At 40.4% G+C, this 20168-nt stretch carries 19 protein-coding genes; 8 read left to right on the top strand and 11 right to left on the bottom strand.

Annotated features, from left to right (window positions below; all coding sequences use genetic code 11):
* Positions 1-86: 86 nt before the first annotated feature.
* Both C9J48_RS23680 and C9J48_RS23685 read right to left on the bottom strand, forming a co-directional pair.
* Positions 87-1922: an Hsp70 family protein gene (locus tag C9J48_RS23680; protein ID WP_006232057.1), complete on the bottom strand. Its 1836-nt coding sequence runs from the start codon at positions 1920-1922 to the stop codon at positions 87-89.
* Positions 1922-2572 carry a DUF2760 domain-containing protein gene (locus tag C9J48_RS23685; RefSeq protein ID WP_036803727.1) on the bottom strand — a complete coding sequence of 217 codons (651 nt, stop codon included), beginning with the start codon at positions 2570-2572 and terminating at the stop codon, positions 1922-1924. The genes C9J48_RS23680 and C9J48_RS23685 overlap by 1 nt, the downstream gene beginning before the upstream one ends.
* A gap of 507 nt (positions 2573-3079) precedes the next feature.
* Here C9J48_RS23685 and C9J48_RS23690 point away from each other — a divergent pair.
* Positions 3080-3433 (top strand): YajD family HNH nuclease, encoded by a 354-nt coding sequence (locus tag C9J48_RS23690; RefSeq protein ID WP_006232055.1) that lies wholly within the window; start codon positions 3080-3082, stop codon positions 3431-3433.
* A gap of 139 nt (positions 3434-3572) precedes the next feature.
* Here C9J48_RS23690 and C9J48_RS23695 read toward each other — a convergent pair whose 3' ends face one another.
* Positions 3573-4655 carry a site-2 protease family protein gene (locus C9J48_RS23695; RefSeq protein WP_006232054.1) on the bottom strand — a complete coding sequence of 361 codons (1083 nt, stop codon included), beginning with the start codon at positions 4653-4655 and terminating at the stop codon, positions 3573-3575.
* Between the two features lie 100 nt (positions 4656-4755).
* Entirely contained in the window at positions 4756-5049 is a 294-nt protein-coding gene (locus C9J48_RS23700) for a winged helix-turn-helix domain-containing protein (RefSeq protein WP_006232053.1), read from the bottom strand.
* 275 nt (positions 5050-5324) lie between these two features.
* Here C9J48_RS23700 and C9J48_RS23705 point away from each other — a divergent pair, with 275 nt between their 5' ends.
* The 5 genes from C9J48_RS23705 (at position 5325) to lpxL (ending at position 10336) form a co-directional block, all read left to right on the top strand.
* Positions 5325-5462 (top strand): periplasmic nitrate reductase, NapE protein, encoded by a 138-nt coding sequence (locus C9J48_RS23705; RefSeq protein WP_006232052.1) that lies wholly within the window; start codon positions 5325-5327, stop codon positions 5460-5462.
* A gap of 71 nt (positions 5463-5533) precedes the next feature.
* Positions 5534-8026 carry a nitrate reductase catalytic subunit NapA gene (gene napA / locus C9J48_RS23710; RefSeq protein ID WP_006232051.1) on the top strand — a complete coding sequence of 831 codons (2493 nt, stop codon included), beginning with the start codon at positions 5534-5536 and terminating at the stop codon, positions 8024-8026.
* A gap of 12 nt (positions 8027-8038) precedes the next feature.
* On the top strand, positions 8039-8500 hold the full coding sequence (locus C9J48_RS23715; RefSeq protein ID WP_006232050.1) for a nitrate reductase cytochrome c-type subunit: 462 nt from the start codon (positions 8039-8041) through the stop codon (positions 8498-8500).
* Between the two features lie 13 nt (positions 8501-8513).
* On the top strand, positions 8514-9095 hold the full coding sequence (locus C9J48_RS23720; protein ID WP_006232049.1) for a NapC/NirT family cytochrome c: 582 nt from the start codon (positions 8514-8516) through the stop codon (positions 9093-9095).
* Positions 9096-9403: 308 nt separating this feature from the next.
* A complete protein-coding gene (lpxL, locus tag C9J48_RS23725) occupies positions 9404-10336 on the top strand; it encodes an LpxL/LpxP family Kdo(2)-lipid IV(A) lauroyl/palmitoleoyl acyltransferase (RefSeq protein ID WP_006232048.1) in 933 nt (310 codons plus the stop codon).
* A 152-nt stretch (positions 10337-10488) separates the two neighbouring features.
* On the opposite strand, the gene C9J48_RS23730 is transcribed toward lpxL, so the two are convergent.
* The 5 genes from C9J48_RS23730 to C9J48_RS23750 all read right to left on the bottom strand — a co-directional run bounded on the left by C9J48_RS23730 (position 10489) and on the right by C9J48_RS23750 (position 14914).
* Positions 10489-10773: a hypothetical protein gene (locus tag C9J48_RS23730; RefSeq protein ID WP_006232047.1), complete on the bottom strand. Its 285-nt coding sequence runs from the start codon at positions 10771-10773 to the stop codon at positions 10489-10491.
* Between the two features lie 466 nt (positions 10774-11239).
* Positions 11240-12085, bottom strand: a complete 846-nt coding sequence (locus C9J48_RS23735; protein WP_006232045.1) for a pirin family protein — start codon at positions 12083-12085, stop codon at positions 11240-11242.
* 138 nt (positions 12086-12223) lie between these two features.
* The gene (locus C9J48_RS23740) at positions 12224-12889 is read right to left on the bottom strand and encodes a DNA-J related domain-containing protein (RefSeq protein ID WP_006232044.1); all 666 of its coding nucleotides are present in this window, start codon (positions 12887-12889) and stop codon (positions 12224-12226) included.
* Between the two features lie 232 nt (positions 12890-13121).
* Entirely contained in the window at positions 13122-13607 is a 486-nt protein-coding gene (locus C9J48_RS23745; protein WP_006232043.1) for a YajQ family cyclic di-GMP-binding protein, read from the bottom strand.
* Between the two features lie 251 nt (positions 13608-13858).
* Complete coding sequence (locus C9J48_RS23750) at positions 13859-14914, bottom strand: 3-deoxy-7-phosphoheptulonate synthase (protein ID WP_006232042.1); 1056 nt, start codon at positions 14912-14914, stop codon at positions 13859-13861.
* Between the two features lie 658 nt (positions 14915-15572).
* Between C9J48_RS23750 and C9J48_RS23755 the strand changes: the two genes are divergently transcribed.
* Positions 15573-16463, top strand: coding sequence for a putative PEP-binding protein (locus C9J48_RS23755; RefSeq protein ID WP_006232041.1), 891 nt, complete (start codon positions 15573-15575; stop codon positions 16461-16463).
* A 149-nt stretch (positions 16464-16612) separates the two neighbouring features.
* Here C9J48_RS23755 and C9J48_RS23760 read toward each other — a convergent pair whose 3' ends face one another.
* Positions 16613-17629: an acyltransferase gene (locus C9J48_RS23760; RefSeq protein ID WP_006232040.1), complete on the bottom strand. Its 1017-nt coding sequence runs from the start codon at positions 17627-17629 to the stop codon at positions 16613-16615.
* Positions 17630-17907: 278 nt separating this feature from the next.
* Positions 17908-19437, bottom strand: coding sequence for a protein adenylyltransferase SelO (locus tag C9J48_RS23765; protein WP_006232039.1), 1530 nt, complete (start codon positions 19435-19437; stop codon positions 17908-17910).
* A 253-nt stretch (positions 19438-19690) separates the two neighbouring features.
* On the opposite strand from C9J48_RS23765, the gene C9J48_RS23770 reads away from it, so the two are divergent.
* A complete protein-coding gene (locus tag C9J48_RS23770) occupies positions 19691-20035 on the top strand; it encodes a hypothetical protein (RefSeq protein ID WP_006232038.1) in 345 nt (114 codons plus the stop codon).
* Positions 20036-20168 lie beyond the last annotated feature (133 nt).

Below are 20168 nucleotides of genomic sequence, written 5' to 3' on the forward strand. Positions count from 1 at the left end.
TATTTGAAGATCAGCTATTCGTATAGAGTGGTATATAGAGACCTAAAATTACGGCGCATCGTATGATGCGCCGTATGTGTAGGGTTTTAAGCTTCGCGAACGTCGAATTCAACTTGCCATTTCTGGCCGCCATCGCTTGGAATTGCTTCTAAGCAAAGCGTGCCTAATTCTGTAACACGAGAGGCTAAGCGTACGGGAACAATCTCGCCAACACTACGACCATCAGAAACAGGAAGTGTTACCTGAATCGCGGGTAGTTCTTCTAATTCTTCTGGTTGCCACCAATCTAAGTGAGTACCAGCTGGATCTTCACGACGAACGGTTGAACCGAAGAATTTAAATTGTACTGGCTGACCAATAACAAGCCCGAACTCTTGGCTAGGTACTTCAGCATGAGAGCCTTCTTCCATACCAAATGGTGCTACACACAATGCTTCTAGTGGTGGCTCCATTCCTGGAATTGCAGGCATAGAACTTTCGATACCCACATAGTAGCTACTTGCGATACCACCACGAATACGTACACCTTGGCCTTTACGAACTGAGCCATAGTAAGACGCGCCACTTGCAACCGCTAGATCAAGATCTAATCCTTCAAGTAATTTAGCTTCTTCACTACCAGCCGTTGTTAGCCAGTTATTCATGATAGAAAGTAAGCGTTCTGAAATCAGCGATGATTTAAGTACACCACCGTTGAATAAAATCGCAGTCGGGCGAATAAAACCATCGTGAAGTTGGTCGTACTTCTCAAATAACTCATCAACCGCAGTAGACTGACGGCTTAAGAAGTGCGCTACATGGCGAGTAACCGCGGCATCTTGTGCATATGGTAGGCCCATTTGCGTTAGTGCACCACGTGCAGTTTGTACTGGGTGCTCTTCTACGCTTGTGCGAGGGAAGAAGCCTTCAACCAGTGTTTGTTGCACTTCTTCTTGTGTTAGTTCGGTTTGAAGGGTGCCACCAAGCAGTTTAGAGCCGCGGCTAGGTACAACAATTGGTACTGCACTTAATTCAGCATCGCTTAATAATGCTTCTTTAGCATCACGACAAGCATGAGTAATGGCTTGTATTTGCCAAGGTTGTAACTGTTTACCATCTTGAGCGAGTTTCATCTTTAAACGATAAGCGAGGGCAAGGTCCATGTTGTCGCCACCCAGTAAGATATGGTCACCAACTGCAACACGGTTAAGTGTTAGGTTTCCATCTTCTTCAGTTACAGCAACTAATGAAAGGTCAGTTGTACCGCCACCAATATCGACAACAAGAATAATATCGCCAACATTGACTTGGTCACGCCATGTAGCATCGTTGTTCTTGATCCAGCTATATACTGCTGCTTGAGGTTCTTCAAGCAATGTAAGGTGTTTAAGACCAATGCTGCGTGCAGCATCAGCCGTTAAATCACGTGCTGCAGGGTCGAAAGATGCAGGAACAGTAATCGTGACATCTTGATCACACAGTGGGGTGTCAGGGCGTTGATTATTCCACGCGTCAGCCAAGTGCGACAAATACGCACAGGTCGCATCAACAGGGGATACTTTTGCTACTTCTTCTGGGCTATTTAGCGGCAAGAATGCATCGCGACGGTTTACACCACCGTGGCAAAGCCAGCTTTTAGCGCTAGAGATTAAGCGAATAGGGGTTTTGCTACCTAGCGTGCGCGCCATTGCACCGACAATAGCATTAGGCTGGCTATTCCAAGGTAATGAAGTATCACCTGATGCAAGCTCAGACTCGTGTGCTTGGTACATAAATGAAGAAAGTTGATCTTTCTCTTCAACATTACCTGGCGTAGTTAGTTGAGGGATTGGCATTACTTGAACGCTTGCGTCTTCATCGTGCAAATCAACATAAGACAATACGCAGTGCGTGGTACCCAAGTCGATACCAACGCTAAATTGATGTTCTTGATTATCTTGCATTATAATTCTACCTCAGCGGCTGCTACGATACGTACATCGTGACCTTCTGCTAGTTTAGGCAGTTTAACATCAGTCACTTTCCAACCACGGTGGATTAGAGTGCCATTGAATGGAGCCTCGCCAACTACGTTACCAGTAAGGCGTACTTCTGACGCATTAAAGCCAGCAGGTAGTGAGATACGGCTCTCTTCGTCTTCTGAACGGATTGGGGCAAAACTAAAGTATTCGTTTAGTACTTTATGGCCGCCTTCGTGAATAACACGGGCAGCAGCACCGATTTCAGCATCGGCGAAGCCTTTAAGGTCTTCTTGCATAAAGTCAATAAAGCGAGCTTCTTGTTGAAGCAGTGAAAGCAACTGAAGTGCAGCGTCAGGTGCCGATGTTTTTAGTTTTGGTTCAACTTCAACAATCTTTTCCACTTCAACGATTTTTTCTACTGGGATTTCGACGATCTTCTCAACAATCTTTTCGACAGGTTTTTCAACCTCTACGATTTTCTCTACTTCGACTTGCTTTTCAACAATCTTTTCCACTTCTACTGGCTTGCCTTTTTTAGCAATATACAGCACCAATAAAACCAAAACTAAACCACCTAACCAAGCATGACCTAAGTCAATCGTGGTTGGCATCGTTGACAGATCAACAGTCATACTAGAAAAATCAAAAGCCATAATTCGTTTACTCTTAACAGTGAAAAATCGATTCACTATGAACAATTTGGGATAAATACTACCATAACAGCATTGCATTACATCTAATCGAACAGCAATTTTTGTCCCAAAACTAATAAGAATCGGTGTCTTAGTCTATTTTACAACCAATCACGAGATTGACATAACTATGTCATAGCTTGATGTTGATTTTGTTAGACTTCTAAACCCAATAAAAAGCCAAGTGATATGCGTGTTTATTATTCATTTTTAGGCTCAATGTTGGTTACTTTTTAATATATTTGATACGCCATTTCTATTTGTGTCTGTGACTATCTCCATATCCTTGTGACTTCTGTATTGCACTACTACCCGTGTCAGTGTTTCAATGGGTATATTACTGGTTAGTGTGAATGCATTTCAGGTGCTGTTTTTGATGAGTATTGCTAAAAACAGTGATTTGAATTTATGCTAAATAGAGCTGATTAAAGAAATACAGGTTGAGATATGTCGTCTGATCATTATGGCACAAGTGCCAGCTATGCTCGTAAAGAGCAAGGTTACCGAGAAAAAGCACTGAAAATTTACCCTTGGGTATGTGGGCGTTGTTCTCGTGAATTTGTTTATTCTAACTTGCGTGAATTAACGGTTCACCACATGGATCATGATCATACCAATAATCCTCAAGATGGTAGTAACTGGGAATTATTGTGTCTTTTCTGTCACGATCATGAACATGAAAAATACACTGAACATGATCAACAAAGTGGCAGTGTTATTGTGGCGGGTGAAGATGATCACCAAGCTGCGACGTTTAATCCATTTGCTGATTTAAAAGCAATGATGAACAAGAAAAAATAAATTAAGCCGTAATATCGAGCGATTAGATACTTGATGTTAACGATACAGTAAAGACAAAAAGAGCGGGGCTTATACAAGCACCGCTCTTTTTTTAGGACGGAACAACAATGTTGAAGCGCTCTTATTTTATCGTTCCGCTCTAAGTGCCAAGAATCTGCATTGGTAATCGTAGTAGCTCATCACCTGTGCTCGCGAAGTACCATATAATGCCAATAAGCGAACTTACTAAGCCAACATACCAAGCGAACGAGAAGATTTGGCCATAACGATCTAATGGCAATAAATGACTCTGATGGCGGTGTTTCCATTCAAATAGAATTTCAACACAGCCCATAATCAATAAGAAACCGAATAATGTTAAGCCTAATGTATAGCTTAATACCACGCCCCCAATCGCAGCAGATAGGCATAAAGCGATACCCACTTTACTGTTCATCGAAAAGCTGATGCTTTTAAGTACATGCCCACCATCTAAAGGTAGGATCGGTAACAGGTTGAACAGGTTTAATAGGGCATTAAAAACAGCAAGCCCAGCAAAGAACATGTTTCCGGTTACCCAATAGGCAATGACGCAGGCAATTGACATGATTAAGCCAAACAGTGGCCCCATAATCGAGATAACAACATCTTGCCAACGTGTATTAATTTTTTCATCACTTAATGCTAAACCTCCCAAGAATGGGATTAAGTAAATGCCTTTCGTTTTCATGCCAAAGTACTTCATCGCACGAATATGACCGTATTCGTGAAACACTAAACAAGCCAGTAATGCTAAGGCGAACTGAATTGAGAATAACCATGAATAAGCAGCAAGACTGGCAGAAGCCAATACCACTTTAATTAACTTCGCACTTTTTAGTGCTTTCATTCCTAACGATGCAAGACCTATTAAGCTGAAACGGCGTTCTGCTTTAGGTGCAACTTGTGGGGTCTGTTGTTCAATGTCTTTTTCATTACGCGAGCCGTCAGCAACGAGCTGATCATTTACAGTCGCTTTATATTCAACCAAAAAAGGTTGCCAGCTAAGATTCACCTCTACACTGCATTTAATGATTTCATCGCCATTAGTCAGTTCAAATTCATGCAGGTGCTTATCGTTATGGTCGGTATTTGCGTTAAGTTGTGAAACTAAGGTGTTATTCCAAAATAGTTGTTGCCAGCCAGCCATAGAGCCTTCTATGCGTAAAGGCTGGCCAAGAAAATCAATTGATAGTAATTCCAAGAGTCATTCCGTTTGTCGAAGATAAATCGATGAGGATTATTGCGCGTAATTATGCCGAGGTGATGTAAAGGCGTAAAGATAAATGATGAACGAGCGTGCTTTATGGGTAATCTAACGCTGATTTAATATCGGTTAAGTTCTCTTTAATCCATTGCTTATTAATGGCACCCCAGTTGGTTATTGTGTAGTGGCCACTGTGGTTTCGCTCTCCTTTTGTTTGCTGAAAGACACATTCGATGTCTAATTCAGCAAGGCTTTTTATCGTATCTTGTGCTGTACGACGCGGCATACCCGTGTACTCAATAAGTGCTGGCACACTGGCTATACCTGTTTCTATTAAATGTGCAACGTACAGGCGGCGATAATAACTGGATTTTGTCTTACTGATTGTCATGAGAATTTAACGTCCTTTTAGAATGTTTGCTTTGAATATTAAGAGCAAAAATCCCTATATATCTGAATGGTATGTACAAATAATAGCATTAATTATCTTTCGCTTGTATTGGCAATTATTTCAATTTATGTCGTTCAAATTGTATTGATTGTTCAACTATTCGTTTTCTTAGTAATGATAAGCAGACAGTTATTGCGAATATTTTTTCACTTACTTATCAAAATTCTCATCTATGACTAGAGTTAACAGTAACTCAATGAACATGGAGTAGGCGTATGGAACACGAAAACCAACGTCGCATCGAACTAAAAGCCTTTATTTTTATCACTGTTATTTTATTTCCAACCTTGGCTTTTGCTGCTGTTGGTGGCTATGGCTTCTTTGTGTGGTTCCTACAAGTTGTAACGGGGTGAGGGGATGTAATACAGCCTGTACACAGATGCCATTAATGAAGTAATAAACGAGTAACGCTGGAGAAGTAATAATGAAAGTTTCTCGACGGAAGTTTATTAAAGCACAGGCTTTTGCCTCGGCAGCTGCTGCGGCAGGTATGTCGATACCAATAAGTGCTAGTAATGTTGTGACTGATGCTTCACTAACAAAGTTAACCTGGGAGAAAGCACCTTGTCGTTTTTGTGGAACAGGTTGTTCGGTTAACGTGGGCACGAAAGAAGGTAAAGTAGTTGCCACACATGGTGACATTAAATCACCTGTTAATCGTGGATTGAATTGCGTGAAAGGCTATTTTTTATCAAAAATCATGTATGGGCAAGACCGCCTGACTCAGCCACTGTTAAGAATGACTGATGGTAAGTATGATAAAAACGGTGAGTTTTCCCCAATCAGCTGGGATCAAGCATTTGATATCATGGCTGAAAAATGGAAGAAAACATTAAAAGAAAAAGGACCAGAAGCGATAGGCATGTTTGGTTCTGGTCAGTGGACGATTTATGAAGGCTACGCGGCTTCTAAGTTAATGAAAGCAGGTTTTCGTTCAAATAACCTTGAACCGAATGCTCGGCACTGTATGGCGTCAGCGGTTGTTGGTTTTATTCGGACCTTTGGTATTGATGAACCTATGGGCTGTTACGATGATATAGAAGCAGCCGATGCGTTTGTTTTATGGGGGTCAAATATGGCAGAAATGCACCCCATCTTATGGACACGAATAACCGATCGTCGCTTATCAGTACCTGATGTGAAGGTGTCTGTGTTATCCACGTTCGAGCACCGTAGTTTCGAGTTGGCTGATCTTCCTATTATCTTTACTCCCCAATCTGATTTAGCCATTCTTAATTATATTGCCAATTACATTATTACCAACGATAAGGTCAACAAAGACTTTACCTCTAAACATGTAAATTTCAGACGTGGAGCAACTGATATTGGTTATGGGCTACGCCCTGAAAACCCACTACAGCAAGCGGCGAAGAACCCAGATAGTGGTGATTCAACATCAATGACGTTTGAAGAATTCAAAGAATTTGTGTCGGAATATACCGTTGAAAAAGCCAGTGAACTTTCTGGTGTTAAACCAGAGAAGTTGATTGAACTTGCCGAGCTTTATGCGAATCCAGAGATCAAAGTTACCTCGTTCTGGACTATGGGATTCAATCAACATACGCGTGGCGTATGGTGTAATAATTTGATTTACAATATTCACTTATTAACTGGGAAGATATCCACACCGGGTAACAGTCCATTCTCACTAACGGGTCAGCCTTCAGCGTGTGGCACAGCACGAGAGGTGGGCACTTTTGCCCATCGATTACCCGCCGATCTAGTGGTTGCTAACCCTGAGCATCGTAAAACGGCAGAAAAAATCTGGAAACTACCCGATGGAACAATACCTGGCAAAGTAGGGGCGCATGCGGTATTACAATCTCGGATGCTAAAAGACAGTAAGATCAATGCGTACTGGATCCAAGTGAATAATAACCTGCAAGCGGGTGCCAACATAAACGAAGAAACCTTACCGGGCTACCGTAATCCAGATAATTTCATTGTGGTTTCTGAAGCCTATCCAACCGTCACATCACAAGCTGCTGATTTAATTTTGCCGACAGCAATGTGGGTAGAAAAAGAAGGTGGGTACGGTAATGCTGAACGTAGAACACAACTTTGGCATCAAATGGTGGAAGCACCTGGAGAATCAGAATCAGATCTTTGGCAGTTGATGGAGTTTTCAAAACGCTTTAAAACCGATGAAGTTTGGCCTAAAGAATTGCTTGATGCCAATCCCGATTACAAAGGCAAAACGTTATTCGATGTTCTGTATGTTAACGGTAAAGTGAACAAATACCCGCTTAGCGATCTTGCTGAAGGGAAGTTGAACGACGAAGCTAACTATTATGGATTCTATGTTCAAAAAGGTTTATTTGAAGAATATGCCGAGTTTGGTCGTGGCCATGGGCATGATTTAGCACCTTTCGATATGTATCACGAAACACGCGGTCTACGTTGGCCAGTTGTTGATGGTAAAGAAACCTTGTGGCGTTATCGTGAAGGGGCTGATCCTTATGTGAAAGAAGGGGCTGGTTTTGAGTTTTACGGCAAACCTGATGGTAAGGCGGTTATCTTCGCATTGCCGTATGAACCGCCTGCAGAAAGCCCAGATGAAGAATATGACATGTGGTTAAGTACGGGGCGTGTTATTGAGCACTGGCATTCAGGTTCAATGACACAACGTGTGCCTGAATTGTTTAAAGCCTACCCCGATGCACAAGTATTTATGCACCCTGAAGATGCAAAATCACGAGGGTTACGTCGTGGTGATGCGGTAAAAGTGGTGTCTCGCCGTGGTGAGATTATTACACGGGTAGAAACGCGAGGCAGAAATAAGCCACCAATAGGTTTGGTGTTTGTTCCATGGTTTGATGCTAGCCAGCTCATCAACAAGGTGACATTGGATGCAACCGATCCGTTGTCTAAGCAAACTGACTTCAAGAAATGTGCAGTCAAGATTGTGAAGGCATAAGGGGGAATGAAAATGAAACGATTAATGTCGGCGGTTTTATTCGCGGCGGTAGTGATTGTAGGAATAACGGTAAGTGTGGCCGCTACCGTTGATTCTGATTTAGCGACGCTCAGAAAAGCCCCGCTAAATAAAGAGCCAACCCCGCCGCCCATGACCAAGACACTCAACACAGACATAATACCTGCGCGTAGCTATCCAATGCAGCCTCCACTTATTCCTCACAAAATCGATAACTATCAGGTCGATATAAAGGCGAATAAGTGCATGTCTTGTCATGCAAGAAGTCGTGTGGCAGACACGCAAGCAACCATGATCAGCGTAACCCATTTCATGGATCGTGATGGTAATTTTTTGGCAGAGCTTTCACCTAGACGTTATTTTTGTCAACAATGCCATGTAACGCAATCAGATGCCAAATTGCTGGTGGATACTGATTTTACCGATCTTGACTCGTTAATAGGTCAAGAGCAGTGAGGGAGAAACCAGTATGTGGAATTGGATTAAAAAATGGTGGAGTGTTATCAGGCAACCCCCTAAATATTTTAGCCTTGGTTTTTTAACATTAGGCGGATTTATTGCGGGTATTATTTTTTGGGGCGCATTTAATACAGGAATGGAGTTAACCAATACTGAAAAATTCTGTGCCAGTTGTCACCAGAATGATGTGTACCAAGAAATACAAAGTACGATTCACTTTACGAACCGTACTGGTGTACGTGCTATTTGTTCTAATTGTCATGTACCACATGATTGGACAGATAAAATGGCGCGTAAGATGCAAGCTTCTAAAGAAGTGTTTGCTTGGCTTACTGGGGCAATATCGACACCTGAAAAATTTGAAGCCCGTCGGCGTGAAATGGCTGAACGGGAATGGACTAGGATGAAAAAGAATGATTCATTAGAGTGTCGTAATTGCCATGAGTTTGTTTATATGGATTTCACTCGTCAATCAACGCGTGCATCAAAGCAGCATTCAACGGCGCTCGCCGATGGCAGTAAAACGTGCATAGACTGTCATAAAGGTATTGCGCACCATTTACCAGAAATGAAAGGGGTTGAAGGCTTTTAAAATAAAAATCGTGTTTTAGTGGAAACCAAAATTGAAATGAAACGAGCTATGATTGTTCATGGCTCGTTTTTTATATTGCAAATCAGAGCCTGTAAATCAATCAGTGTAATTTGCTTAATTTTTATCATAAAGTGTGCTCTTTTCGCCACAAAGTGACGCCTTCATTGCACTTCATGTAACTAACGGCTGCTATTTCTTCCACAATACAAATATTGGTAATACAATGCTGAGCGTCAAAAAAAAACAGCTTGGGTGCTTGTCTGTTGCATACCAAATAACAAATATAACTAGGTTTCACTTTTTTATTTATGAGTAATTTTACGCCTCCCACATTTACAAAAGCGCTTTTACATCCACGTTATTGGCCAACATTATTTTTTGTTGGGCTTATGTATTTAATTAGCTGGTTACCTTATTTCATTCAATATCGGATGGGGCAAGGGGTAGGGCGTTTAGCATTACGCTTTATGAAAAAACGCCGTAGAACCATTGATCGCAATTTAGAGCTTTGCTTCCCGAATATGTCGAAAGACGAACGTGAGGTGATGATCAAGAAAAATATAGATAATACTGGTCTCGCGCTATTCGAATCCGGTATGGCTTGGTTTTGGCCTGATGTACGTGTTAACCGTCACGTTGATATCAAAGGTTTAGAGCACATGCAAAAATTGGAAGCTGAAGGGAAAGGGGCATTACTCGTTGCTGTACACTCAATGAACCTTGAGCTAGGTGCACGTGCCTTTGGTATTAAAATGTCAGGTACTGGTGTTTACCGCCCAAACAGTAATCCGTGTTATGACTTTTTTCAGTATCGAGGTCGAGCACGTTCAAACCGTACATTGATTGATCGAAAAGACGTGAAAGGTATGTTGCGTTCTCTTCGCCGTGGTGAGCGTGTTTGGTATGCACCTGATCATGATTACGGACGCCGTCGTTCAACGTTTGCCCCTTTATTTGCCGTTGATAATGCATGTACAACAACAGGCACGAGTTTATTAGTGGATGCGACAGATTGTGCCGTTGTCCCTTTTACTATGGTACGAGACAGCGCTTCTGGTAAGTATACGTTAACCATGTACCCGCCAGTTGAAGGTTTCCCTCATAAAAATCCTGAAGAAGGTGCAGCTTTTATCAATAAGATTGTAGAAAACTCAATTATGCAGGCACCAGAACAGTATATGTGGCTACATCGACGCTTTAAAACTCGCCCAGAAGGCGAAACGTGCTTATATGCACAATAATTTTAATCTGTTATCACTACGTTAGATATTTTAAAGCCCACTAGAGTGGGCTTTTTTATAGCAACTTTTAATTAACGTGCCGTTTTGATAGTTTTGCCGTGTTTGGTCTATTTCAAATCATTCTCATATAGCAGTGTATCATTTCGTTAGTTCTATTTATTATTTCGAGCTTCAGCGAGTTTGTTTTGCATTTGGATATAGCTACCTAAATGCATTGACGCAGGTTTACCACGAAGAATATATGGAAGCTCTGTTTCAGTTCTTGCATAGTTTGCTGGGCGCATTCTTACAAAAAGTGTACCCAGCATATTTTTTGCGACGGCTTGGCAACAACTATCTACCCATGATAAAAAACGACCAAACAATCCGATTTTTACCCACAATACGAATTGGCTAAATCCAAACATGGCAGCTAAAGACCAATGTACTTCAATCATTCTACATACTTCCCTTACAGTTTTTCTCATCTGTGTGAGATAAAAGGCTGAATAAACTAAGTAGTAATATGCCTATAAAAGAATGAAGATGAAGCCTCATGGTGTAACTGAATCTAACTTTAATTGACCGTAATATAACCAATATGGCCATTTTCGAAATCAAAGATTTCATTTTCGGTTGTCATGGTAGAGTGAAACAGTAACGCAACATTATCGTCTGTATTCATACTAAGTAATTGATATTTTGATATGGAAATGCATTGCGGAACGAGTAGTTGCAACGGTTTGATAACATGGCTGCCCGTGATTTAGCATTATGTTGATTCAGATCAAGGGTGTCAGTTTTAATTTTTAATAACAGATAGATATAATGTTTTACAAATATAAATACAAAGATAGGGGACGTTTAACATTAATATGGATATATTTACGATGACTAAAAGCCCACGGCAGTGGGCTTTTAGTGTCAATCATCAATTAACGTGCCGTTTTGATAATCCTGAATGGTTTGGTTTATTTCATCCATTGTATTCATCACGAAAGGTCCATAGTGCACAATAGGCTCGTCAATTGGGATGCCTGAAAGTAGCAATACGCCACTGTCTTCTAAGGCTGAAAGCGCTAACCCTTCTCCCTGTTCTAAAATCGCCATTTGCCCAGCAATAACGGTTGTGCCTTCCACTTCAATCATTCCTTTATATACATATAGCATGGCTTGGAAGTCAGGGTTTAAACAGCTGCCGAAGGTTTCGCCACTACCAGCTTGCCAATCTGCAATTGTGGTTGGCACACCTGTTTGTTGTAATGGACCAGTTAGGGTTTCCCCTTTAATGGTTAAATCACCGGCAATAACACGAATAAGGTTTTGTTCATTAAATGCTTTTTCTGTTATCTCTTCTGGCTGAAAATCATGATATTGCGCGGGTAGCATTTTTTTTGTTGCCGGAAGGTTTATCCAAAGTTGAAAGCCATGCAGCTTTCCGTCTGACATAACTGGCATTTCACTATGAATAACTCCGCGACCTGCCGACATCCATTGTGCCCCGCCATCACGTAACTCACCTGTGTTACCCATATGATCTTTATGCTGAAAGTGACCTTGCAGCATATAGGTTAACGTTTCAATTCCTCGGTGAGGGTGTGATGGAAAGCCGCCAATATAATCATCTGGAGTGTCAGATTTAAGTTCATCAAGCATTAGGAATGGAGAGAATAATCCGTTATCAAAGCCATGAATGCGCTGAATTTTAACGCCATCACCATCAGATGATGGGTGTGATTGAAGAATCTGTTTAATACGTCTAATCGCCATAAGGCCTCCGAACTGATACTCAGGTTTTGAATTCAACTGAGTGATGCAATCAGTGTAGAGCGGCGATGGAGCAGTTAACAGACAGTAGAGGTGAACAGCTTATTAGAAAAATTCGAATGAGTTGTATGCTTAAACGAACTAGATATTCAAATGTTCTTGTATTCTTTGCCATGCTTCACAAATTATTCTGAATTGATGCGCATCGCCATTAGGTCTATCTGGGTGCCACCGCAATGCAAGTTTACGCCACTGACGACGAATCTCGTTAGGCTTTGCGTTGATAGTTAGTTCTAACGTCATTAAATCTTGTTGATTGATGGTGTGAAAATTGTGTCGTGAACTTGATGGATTCTGTGCTGATTTTTTTGAAGAGTGGATGCCAATATGATCTTGATAACGATGCCAAAAAGAAGACAGTAAATTTTGAATAGTTACAGTATCAGCATCATAATTCTTCCAATTTAAATAGTATTCACGCAGTGGGTCGTTGAACGCTATTTGATTATTGTTCGAGCTAAGGTTATGAGAGAGCTGAATGTCCATTGCTTGTGCTTGCAGCCATTGCTCTGGCAGCAACATTTCTTGCAATTGGTATAGTGCGTTCATCAATAGAAAATTACGCTTAAAAAGGTCTTTTTCTGGCTCACTATCCAGCGTTGATAGTATCCCTCGTTGTTTTAATTCTTCTGAAAGGGTATGGATCATCCAACCTGTTGGTTGCTCTTTTAATAGCGTAATGATGGGCCAAATAAGCGGATTATCGTGGTGTGATTGGCAATATGATTGCTCACTATTCATTTGCATATAAAGGTCACGTCCTTGATTGCTACATTCGCAATGAATAAAGCTTATCTATTGTTTACTATAGTGAAAATTTAGAGTAATTCAATCGATTAATCAGCAGATGATATGTGAAATGATTGGCAGGTTCGTGAACGTAGACATCAAAAAGTAGGGGGAATAAATAAAAACGAGACCTTAACAAAGTCTATTTTGTTATCGATCTCGCTATGTTTTTCTAGGTACTTACGCAGTATTAGTCGCGGAAGTTATCAAACTGGAAGGGTTGGCCTAGTTCTTCATTATTACGAACTAACGCCATTGTTGCTTGTAGATCATCACGCTTTTTAGCGGTTACGCGCACTTTGTCACCTTGAATAGATGCTTGAACCTTAAGTTTTGCATCTTTAATTGCTTTCACAACTTTTTTCGCAGTGCCAGATTCAATGCCTTGCTTGAATTCAACATTACACGCCCACGCCTTACCTGTACGTACTGTGTCTTTTTGCGTCATTGATTGTGCATCAACTTCGCGTTTAGCTAGGTTTCCACGAAGAATAGACACAAGCTGCGTTAGCTGGAAGTCAGATTCAGTCGTGATTTTTACGATTTCTTTTTCAAACGTGATGCTTGCTTCAACATTTTTAAAATCAAAACGTGTTTTTAGTTCACGCGCTGAGTTATCTACAGCATTTCGAACTTCTACAAAATCGACTTCAGAAACAATATCAAAAGATGGCATGTGTTCAACCTTAGTTGTGATGTCAAAGGGTAAGTTAACCAATGTATATCAACCTAATGACAGTATATATGACACTTTACGAAAAATGCACTGTCATTAAACGGGTTAATATCGCCTTATATCAGACGTGTTGTTGGTACTAAACTTTGGTTTGGTTTTAGTCGCTAAATCTAATGGTTTAGCTTTGGCAATGCAGTATTTTAACAGAAAATAGATACAGTATTTGAGTAACTGTACCTATTTATCTGATTTTATTTACGTGTTTTGATCGCGTCAGCAAGCATATCTAGCATCGTGATGGTATCTTCCCAGTTTACACAAGGGTCTGTAATAGACTGACCGTAAACAAGTTCTTTTTCTTTACCAGCAACAACAGGTTGGTTGCCTTCAATAATAAAGCTTTCAGCCATAATACCCGCAATGTAATTGCTGCCTTCACGAATTTGAGTACAAATATCAGCTGCAACATCAAGTTGACGACGGTGTTGCTTTTGGCAGTTGCCGTGGCTGAAGTCAATAACAAGGCGTGTTGGTAAATCAAATTCAGCCAGTGTATTACATGATGTTTCAACGTCAGCTTGGTGGTAATTTGGCATTTTACCGCCACGTAAAATTACATGACCGTGCGGGTTACCTGCTGTGCGGTAAATTGTCATTTGACCGTTTTTCGCTGGTGAACAAAATAGGTGAGATTCACGTGTTGCACGAATGGCATCAATGGCTATTTTGATATTTCCGTCAGTACCGTTTTTGAAACCAACAGGACAAGAAAGGGCAGAAGCCATTTCACGGTGAATTTGAGACTCAGTTGTACGCGCGCCAATTGCTCCCCATGTGATTAGGTCAGCAAGATACTGTCCTGTAATCATATCAAGGAATTCAGTAGCAGTAGCCAAACCTAAAGCATTCACATCAACTAATAATTTACGTGCTTTATGTAAACCTGCGACAAAATCTAAGCTGCCGTCAAGATGTGGATCTGAAATTAACCCTTTCCAGCCTACAACGGTACGAGGCTTTTCAAAATATGTACGCATAACAATACAAAGCTCATCTCTGTATTGTTCCTGAACAGCAACAAGGCGTTTAGCATAATCCATTGCTGCATCTGTATCGTGAACAGAACATGGTCCTACGACAACTAAAAGTCGAGAATCCTTACCCGTTAGGATGTCTTCAACTTGACGGCGAGAATCAGCAACGTGCGCTGCAATTTCGTCAGTAATAGGAGAGACAGCTTCAATTTCTGCCGGAGTTGGCATTAACCCTAGGCTAACGGTGCGGAGTTCATCAGTTTTCATTGGCATAATACGTTTGCCTACCTTGGTATATCAAAAAATAACGACGCGTTAAGATAGCCCAAAAGCCATCAGGAATAAACCAAACTTGTGATATGGCTTATATTTTTCATTGTTGAATGCTGTTTTTTTAGCAATACCTGCTGGATTGTTAGTCAATAGTAAGCTATGACCATAAAATGACTATATGGGGTGATGTGTTAGCTGCTATAGAAACGCCTAAATACACAGAAAGATAATTACTCATGATTTATTTGTTTTTATTCTTATTTTTTGAATATTTTTTCAATTTCGTATTTTAAATACTTGCTACATGAATCATGAAACAGTAATGTCGAATAAAGTAATGAAACATGATTAACAGTCACTTACCTATTTTCTTCTGGAATGTTTTCTCTCTTGGTAAAGGTGATGGATAACAGTTGATATTGCATGTTTAATGCATGATTTTAGTGATTTATTTTAAGGGACGTACATCTAATACCGTTTTAATGGAAGTATCCTGATGACGTGATAGAAGATGATGTGTCATTAAGATAGGGCTGTTTTGTGTTTATATTGTTTATAAATGGCTTTGACAAACTTAAGCTTCTTAAATGAGGGCGATGTCATCAATGGATGATAACGACGCCTCGCGCACTTTTTAACATGGTTGTATTGGTGCCTTATGACAAATGAAAATCAGACTGAATTGAATTACTCAGAGTTACTGACAAATACCGCTCAATTAGCGAACGATGAATGTTCCATTGGTTTAGTATCGTTAGATGCTTTGAGTCAGTCACTTATCGGTATTCATCCTTATGCAGTCGTTGATACACACAAGCTGGACGACAAAAAGCAACAGGAAGTACTTGGTCTCGCGGGGGTGCATGGCGCACTTTCTGAATACTATGTCTCTGAATTGACCAACGCGTTAGTTAACGCAGCTCAAAAGATGAAGGGTAAGCCATTAAAGGTAAAACTGTCAGGGGCTGATTCGCATACACGCAGTGAGTTATTGGGCAGTGAATTAGAAAGTAAAGAAATAAACCCTGTGATTGGTTTACGTGGTGTTTCTCGTTTTGCAGAGAAGATGCATCGAGGTAGCTTTGAACTTGAGTGTGAAATTATTAAACGCGCTCGCAATGCTGAAGGTATGGCCAATATTGAATTGGTTATTCCGTTCGTTCGTACGTTAAGTGAATCTGCAACCATTATTGATCTATTAGCCGAGCAAGGTTTGTGTCGTGGTGCTGATGGTTTGAAAGTGCACATTATGTGTGAGTTACCGGGTAATGCATTGTTAGCCGAAAAATTTTTACAGTACTTCGATGGTATGGTGATTGATATTGATCAGTTGGGTCAGTTTACTTTGGGTCTCGATCAAAGTAATGCTTCATTGAGTTATTTGCATGATGATCAAAATGAAGCGGTTTTATCATTAGTGCAGCAAGCCCTTAAATCGGCATCCAATGCTGGTAAACCTTGTGATGTGATCACACATTTCATTCATCAAGCACCGAAGTTACAGCGTTGGTTGCTTGAGCATGATGTTGATACGGTTATTTGTCAGTAATCAGCGTATTTAACCGATAAATCGGCGTTAATACTTTTTAAGTAATAACATCGAATATATAGATATAGAAAAACGGCATCTTTAAAGCTTTTAGTGTAGTAAAAGCAAGATGCCGTTTTTATGTCTAGAGATAAAGACGTGATCAATCGTTATCGTAGTAATACACGCTTAAGCGGTGTTAGCTCAATCAACCATATCAATACCATCGAGATGATAAAGGTAAGAGGGATGATAGTGAGATCCCTGATTAGATCGTCGATGTTGATCATACGCGCAATGTTCAAAATATAAATAATGACTAATAGGTGGCATAAATACACCCCTAGTACATCTTTACTCCAACGAGATACGCGTGGGCAGTCACCAAATGTCGGGTTAGCTTGAAGTAAAAAGAAAATGCCTAGTACCCAAACAGGTGTACCCACCAAAAAGTCATGAATATTAAAATCTACCCCTTTAGACATTAAGAAATATGCTTCGGCTAAGTGCAGTGACATTCCCCCTAATAACAGCGACAGAGCGATAGGCTGCGAGATTGTCAGCTTATGTCGACGAATTTCAAAACCAAGCGCCACAATTAAGGTACTAAAGAAAGGACCATTACGTGTTAATAACGGCGATTCGATACCAAAAATTGGCTCATAACTACCTGCAATTAATCCAAAAATATAAAGTGCAAAGGCGATAGGAAGAATGCACTTTTCTTGTTTAATCGAGATTAACGCTGCGAGTATTGCTACGGCACTTAGTAGTGCGGGAATGTACCACAAATGCACTAAACCACCCTCAAACAGCGTGTTCAGAGGGTTTTGCAATAAGTAATTCCAATAGCCTGAACGTTCGGCTAAATATCCTTTTTCTGCTACCGTCTGTAAGTTAAACGGGGTTAGTAGATAAATAATACTCCATGCAGCCCACACTTTGAGCAAAGGAAAACTGTACCGTTTAAGTGTTTGAAAAGGGGCAGCTATTAATCGAGGCTGAACAAGAAAACCCGCTAAAATGAAAAACAAAGGTACAGCAAACCGACTTACCTGGTTAACGAGCAAACCAACCCATGGTAAATCATCAATGATTGGCATTGTCATGAATGGCTTTGCATGAATCGCGATAACGGCAAATAGGGCAATTATTCGTCCCCATTCAAAGCTAGAGATTTGTTTCATAGTCATTACTTATCGATTCGCATTTAACATCATCAAAGTTGTATTGTGACGTTTTTCAAATTGGGTAGGGAATTTAACAGGCAGGGAATTGTTGTAAATAGAGCGGTAGTAATAATTCTCTTTTTTATGATGGGGAATTGATGAATCGTGAAGCGTGTCGCACTATGAAATGGATGAATCATTTGCTTAATGATTTTTATATTAGTAACCATCAAATGTAGTTATTTCATGGTTACTAACTGTAACAGGGCGTTTGGATTATTTAGTAATCTTAAGTGTTAAGAAGAACAGCTAATTTCCAGTTTTTTTCCCCAATATGGCGGTTTATCTGCAAACTGATTAAATTCAGGATGTTCATCAAAGGGGGATGATAGCACCTGTAATAACTCATCTATCATGGCGAAATCACCATCTTCTGCTTTATCAATCGCTTGCTGAGCAAGGTAGTTTCGCAATATGTATTTTGGATTATGTTGCTTCATCCATTCTAGCCGTGATTCATCGTCGTCTTTTTCGAAATTCAGACGAACAGCGTATGCCTTAAGCCATTTTTTTAGTGGTTGGGTGCACGAGAATAAATCGTCAAAACGTTCAATGCTATTAGGTAATGCACTCACAGATAAATCAGTAGCTGAAATACTTGATAGTGTTCTGAAGAAAAGCGTGTAATCCACCATTTGTGATTGAAGTAACTCAAACAGGCTCGAAAAGAGCACAGTATCTTCTTCTCGTTTTTCGGCTAGGCCCAATTTATTACGCATTCTTGCGCTGTAATCACGCTGTAGTGTGAGGTGGTAGCTATCTAATATCGCATCAACATCTTCCTTGTCGATCAAAGGGGTGAGTGCATAGCCCAACGCTGATAAGTTCCACAAAGCAATGGAAGGTTGCTGATTAAACGCGTAGCGGCCACTGTAATCAGAATGGTTACAAATGTAGTCGGGATTATAATCATCAAGGAAGCCAAAAGGACCATAATCAAAAGTGAGCCCTAATACCGACATGTTGTCTGTATTCATTACACCGTGCGCAAAGCCTACCGATTGCCACCCTGCAATTAGCCGGGCTGTTAATTTTACAATACGCGTTAACATGCTGGCATAGATATTATGGTGCTGATTAGCTGATACTGTTTGTTTATCTTCTTGCCCACCTTCAGTCGTAAGTAAATCGGGAAAGTGATGCTTTATTAAATAGTCTGCAAGCAGTTTAAGTTCGCAGTGCTGGTGGGTATAAAACAAATACTCGAAATGACCAAAACGTAAATGGCTTTCAGCCACACGAATTAAGGTTGCACCACGCTCCATTTTTTCGCGAAAAACCAGTGTTGTGCTACCTAATAGTGCCAACGCATGGGTGGTTTTAATGCCCAGCCCATTAAGTGCTGCACTACCTAGGTATTCGCGAATACTCGAACGTAATACTGCACGACCATCACCTTGGCGAGAATAGGGCGTTTTACCTGAGCCTTTTAAATGAATATCCCATTTAGTATTCGTCGATGTTAATACTTCACCCAACAACAAGCCACGACCATCCCCAAGGTCAGGATTGTAATGTCCAAACTGATGCCCTGTATATTTCATTGCTAGCGGCGTTGTACCTGCCAACTCTTCATTGCCAGTAAAGGTGTCAATAAAGAGGCGTGTTTTTGCTTCTAGCGGGTCTAACTCAAGCATTTCAGCAACTTGTGGATTAACGCTTACCAAAAAAGGGTCAGATAGCGGCTGAGGTATTACAGCTGTACCAAAGGTTGTAGGTAATTCACTGTAAGTATTGTTGAACACAAGTTGGGACAGGGTTTTCATTGACTGCTCACTTATCAAAAGCATGATTATTTCGAGTAACTCTTCTTAAAGAGTAACAAGTTAATGCTGACTAACAAGAGACAAAAAGTAGGGGTATTACAAGCTAAGTAAGAACTAAGCCTCTCAATAACATGATTTTCTTCATTATTGACTTAGGTCTAACCATTTAAAGTGTGTTTTAGAGGGCGCTTAGCGACAAGTTGTAGTTTATTCGATAATATTCACACCAATTAGAATAACAGGCTAAATTGATATGAAAATTTCCGTTGATGGTGGATCTTTTAAAGTTGCAATTGATACTGAATATGAAGGTGTAATTGCTGAGGCAACAGATATCTTTCAAGAAACCTTAAAGCAAGCTAAATCAAATGATAAGGCTATCTTACGGTTTCTACAGATAATTATTGAACACCGCGAAAGTGATGATGCGATTGGCTATGCTGTACTAGGCTTGCTTGGCTGGTATAACGAGGTTATTAGTTCAGTTGAAGATAAAGATATCGAGCTAAATTTACCTAAGATTTTGCCTCATCTCATTAATCCGGCAGGTGATCTTACTGCAACTAGTGAAACTGAAACGAATACTTTCAAGCACTAGTTAACCATGTTTGGAGCTGTTCTGACATAAAAGTGTGAACCTGATTACGGCGATATAATCAGGTTTCTCTTATTCTTTTTGTCCTCCAGAAATGAGCATCTTGAGGTGATTTGAGTATATATAGTAATTACTT

The sequence above is a fragment of the Photobacterium profundum genome, from assembly GCF_003026285.1.
GTDB classification, from domain to species: Bacteria; Pseudomonadota; Gammaproteobacteria; order Enterobacterales; family Vibrionaceae; genus Photobacterium; species Photobacterium profundum.

Bases quoted from the DNA above. Each gene is read 5' to 3' on its own strand.
- C9J48_RS23705 (WP_006232052.1), top strand. From the start codon at position 5,325: ATGGAACACGAAAACCAACGTCGCATCGAACTAAAAGCCTTTATTTTT.
- C9J48_RS23685 (WP_036803727.1), bottom strand. From the start codon at position 2,572: ATGACTGTTGATCTGTCAACGATGCCAACCACGATTGACTTAGGTCAT.
- C9J48_RS23680 (WP_006232057.1), bottom strand. From the start codon at position 1,922: ATGCAAGATAATCAAGAACATCAATTTAGCGTTGGTATCGACTTGGGT.
- C9J48_RS23715 (WP_006232050.1), top strand. From the start codon at position 8,039: ATGAAACGATTAATGTCGGCGGTTTTATTCGCGGCGGTAGTGATTGTA.
- C9J48_RS23755 (WP_006232041.1), top strand. From the start codon at position 15,573: ATGACAAATGAAAATCAGACTGAATTGAATTACTCAGAGTTACTGACA.
- lpxL (WP_006232048.1), top strand. From the start codon at position 9,404: ATGAGTAATTTTACGCCTCCCACATTTACAAAAGCGCTTTTACATCCA.
- C9J48_RS23735 (WP_006232045.1), bottom strand. From the start codon at position 12,085: ATGGCGATTAGACGTATTAAACAGATTCTTCAATCACACCCATCATCT.
- C9J48_RS23750 (WP_006232042.1), bottom strand. From the start codon at position 14,914: ATGCCAATGAAAACTGATGAACTCCGCACCGTTAGCCTAGGGTTAATG.
- C9J48_RS23720 (WP_006232049.1), top strand. From the start codon at position 8,514: ATGTGGAATTGGATTAAAAAATGGTGGAGTGTTATCAGGCAACCCCCT.
- C9J48_RS23700 (WP_006232053.1), bottom strand. From the start codon at position 5,049: ATGACAATCAGTAAGACAAAATCCAGTTATTATCGCCGCCTGTACGTT.
- C9J48_RS23770 (WP_006232038.1), top strand. From the start codon at position 19,691: ATGAAAATTTCCGTTGATGGTGGATCTTTTAAAGTTGCAATTGATACT.
- C9J48_RS23740 (WP_006232044.1), bottom strand. From the start codon at position 12,889: ATGCAAATGAATAGTGAGCAATCATATTGCCAATCACACCACGATAAT.
- C9J48_RS23760 (WP_006232040.1), bottom strand. From the start codon at position 17,629: ATGAAACAAATCTCTAGCTTTGAATGGGGACGAATAATTGCCCTATTT.
- C9J48_RS23690 (WP_006232055.1), top strand. From the start codon at position 3,080: ATGTCGTCTGATCATTATGGCACAAGTGCCAGCTATGCTCGTAAAGAG.
- C9J48_RS23730 (WP_006232047.1), bottom strand. From the start codon at position 10,773: ATGATTGAAGTACATTGGTCTTTAGCTGCCATGTTTGGATTTAGCCAA.
- napA (WP_006232051.1), top strand. From the start codon at position 5,534: ATGAAAGTTTCTCGACGGAAGTTTATTAAAGCACAGGCTTTTGCCTCG.
- C9J48_RS23765 (WP_006232039.1), bottom strand. From the start codon at position 19,437: ATGAAAACCCTGTCCCAACTTGTGTTCAACAATACTTACAGTGAATTA.
- C9J48_RS23745 (WP_006232043.1), bottom strand. From the start codon at position 13,607: ATGCCATCTTTTGATATTGTTTCTGAAGTCGATTTTGTAGAAGTTCGA.